4 protein-coding genes are annotated in these 2899 nt (G+C 63.8%); all 4 read right to left on the reverse strand.

Features of this window, described 5'->3' with window-relative positions:
- Nucleotides 1-334: nicotinate-nicotinamide nucleotide adenylyltransferase (locus tag ACTJGZ_RS16025; RefSeq protein ID WP_441663888.1), on the reverse strand; the 334-nt coding region annotated here is incomplete at its 3' end.
- 29 nt (nucleotides 335-363) lie between these two features.
- Nucleotides 364-1275: an oxygen-dependent coproporphyrinogen oxidase gene (gene hemF, locus ACTJGZ_RS16030; protein WP_441663886.1), complete on the reverse strand. Its 912-nt coding sequence runs from the start codon at nucleotides 1273-1275 to the stop codon at nucleotides 364-366.
- 28 nt (nucleotides 1276-1303) lie between these two features.
- On the reverse strand, nucleotides 1304-2599 hold the full coding sequence (gene purD / locus ACTJGZ_RS16035; RefSeq protein ID WP_441663887.1) for a phosphoribosylamine--glycine ligase: 1296 nt from the start codon (nucleotides 2597-2599) through the stop codon (nucleotides 1304-1306).
- Between the two features lie 125 nt (nucleotides 2600-2724).
- Nucleotides 2725-2899 (reverse strand): YebC/PmpR family DNA-binding transcriptional regulator (locus tag ACTJGZ_RS16040; RefSeq protein ID WP_441663889.1); only part of this gene is annotated, 175 nt, incomplete at its 5' end.

Here is a 2899-nt window from a genome sequence, read left to right on the forward strand (position 1 = left end):
AGGTACAGAAATTCACGAGCTGGTCGGCGCCCAGCAGCCAGACATAGCGCTTGCCGGCGGGCAATTGCCGGATGGTATCTATGGTGTAGGTCGGGCCGCCGCGTTCCAGTTCGCTGGTATTGACGGCAAGCTGCGCTTGTCCGGCCAGCGTCAGGCGCAGCATGTCCAGCCGCTGGGCCGCGCTGGCTTGCAGCGGTCGGCGTTGCCAGGGCTGGGCGGCGGGAATGAACTGGACTTCCGCCAGATGCAGGTGGCGTAACGCTGCCTGCGCCAGCGCGATATGCGCCAGATGGACAGGGTCGAAGCTGCCGCCCAGCAGGCCGGTGCGCGGCACAGAATCAGCAGGGCCTGCGGCGGCGTGCATCAAATCCAGTCCCTGGGGGTCAGGAACTCATACAGCCGGGCTTCCGGCGAACGCGGTTCTGGCTGCCAGTCGTAGCGCCAGTGCGCGACCGGCGGCATGGACAGCAGAATGGATTCCGTCCGGCCGCCGGATTGCAGGCCAAACAGCGTGCCCCGGTCGAAAACAAGATTGAATTCAACATAGCGGCCGCGCCGGTAGGCCTGGAAATCGCGTTCGCGCTCGCCGTATTCCTGGACGATGCGGCGTTCGACGATAGGCAGGTAGGCCTGCAGGAAACAGTCACCCACTGAGCGCGTCAGGGCAAAGGCATTGTCGAAGTCCGGCATATCCAGATCATCGAAGAATATGCCGCCTATGCCGCGTGTTTCCTTGCGGTGTTTGAGATAGAAGTACTCATCGCACCAGCCCTTGAAGCGCGGGTAATATTCATTGCCGAAGGGGGCCAGGGCGTCGTGGCAAGCCTGGTGGAAATGGCGCGCGTCATCTTCATAGGCATAGTACGGCGTCAGATCCAGCCCGCCGCCGAACCAGAAGCGGTCGCCGTCATCTATGCCTGGCCGGGCCTTGGCCACGAATAGACGCACATTCATGTGCGTGGTCGGGATATAGGGGTTGCGCGGGTGCAGAACCATGGAAATCCCCATGGCTTCCCAGGGCCGCCCGGCGAGCTCGCGCCGGTGGGCGCTGGCCGAAGGCGGCAGTGTAGTGCCCTGCACATGGCTGAACAGCACGCCGCCGCGCTCCAGGAACTCGCCGCCTTCTATCATTCGGGAAATGCCGCCGCCGCCTTCCTCGCGCTCCCAGCGGTCTTCGCGGAAGGGCTCATTGCTGACTTGTTCCAGACCGGCGACGATGCGCTGCTGCAGGTCAAGAAAGTAATGTCTAACGGATGAAAGAGGAATGGACGTCATGATGCGGCTCCTGCGGAGGTTGTAAGGGTCAGGCCGCGCCCGGGCCCCGCTTGAGCGCGCGCCAGCCGATGTCCGTGCGGTATTGGCGGCCATCGAAATGGACGGACTCTACCGTGTCATAGGCCAGATCGCGGGCAATGCGCAGAGATTCCCCCAGGGCCGTGACGCACAGGACGCGGCCGCCGCTGGTGCGGACATCCTGGCCGTCGTAGCTTGTTGCCGCGTGGAAGACCATGACATCGGCATTGTCAGCCGGCAGGCCGGTGATGGCGTCGCCACGGCGGGGTTCGCCGGGATAATTGGCTGCCGCCAGCACGATGCCAATCGCCGTGCGCCTGTCCCAGGTGATTTCTGCCTGGTCGAGCGTACCGTCCACCGCATTGTCGAGGACATCGACGAAATCGCTTTTGATCCTCATCATGATGGGCTGAGTTTCCGGGTCGCCCATACGGCAATTGAACTCCAGCACCTTGATCGGGCGGGCCGGATCGTCGCCAGGGGCGATCATCAGGCCGGCGTACAGAAAGCCGGTGTAAGGAATGCCGTCGCGCGCCATGCCCTGAACCGTGGGCTGGATCACTTCGCGCATGATGCGGTGGTGCATTTCGGGGGTGACCACAGGGGCGGGCGAATAAGCGCCCATGCCGCCAGTGTTCGGGCCGGTATCGCCGTCGCCCAGACGCTTGTGGTCCTGGCTGGTGGCCAGGGCCAGCACATTGCGGCCATCAACCATGACGATGAAGCTGGCTTCTTCGCCTTGCAGGAACTCTTCGATGACGACGCGCGCGCCGGCAGCGCCCAGCGAACCGTCGCCCAGCATGGCATCCACGGCTTCATGGGCCTGTTCCAGCGTTTCCGCGACGACCACGCCCTTGCCGGCAGCCAGGCCGTCGGCCTTGATGACGATGGGAGCGCCCTGGGCGTCGATATAGGCGTGCGCTTCGGCCGGGTCGGTGAAGGTCTGGTAGGCCGCTGTGGGAATATTGTGGCGGAACAGGAAGGCCTTGGCGTAGTCCTTGGAGCTTTCCAGCTGCGCGGCCGCCTTGGTGGGGCCGAAGATCTTCAGCTTGCGGGCGCGGAATACGTCCACCACCCCTGCTGCCAGCGGCGCCTCGGGGCCGACGACGGTCAGCGCGATCTGTTCGCGCTGGGCGAAATCGGCCAACTCTTCAGGATCGGTGATGTCCACGTTTTCCAGGTTGCGGGCGAGCGCAGTGCCGCCGTTGCCCGGTGCGACATAGACTTTGTGGACGCGTTCCGATTGCGCCAGGCGCCATGCCAGGGCATGTTCGCGGCCGCCCGAGCCGATGACCAAGAGTTTCATGTTTGAGTCAGAAGGGTGGTTGCCACGCCTTGCGTGGAGGATACTGCCGGCCTGCATCCGTTGCCGGATGCAGGCTTGTTTTTATCAGTGGCGGCAGGGTGCCCTGCTGCGCTGCCGGGACGGCCTTACTCGGTTTCGTCCAGGATGGCGGTGGTGAATACTTCCTGGACGTCGTCCAGGGCTTCCAGCGCATCCAGCAGCTTTTGCATCTTGGCGGCGTCTTCGCCTGCCAATTCGGTTTCGTTCAGGGCTTTCATGATGATGCCATCGACTTCCGGCGTCAGCTTCGCGGCCAGCAGC

This window comes from Kerstersia sp. (assembly GCF_052103615.1).
Lineage (GTDB): Bacteria > Pseudomonadota > Gammaproteobacteria > Burkholderiales > Burkholderiaceae_B > Kerstersia.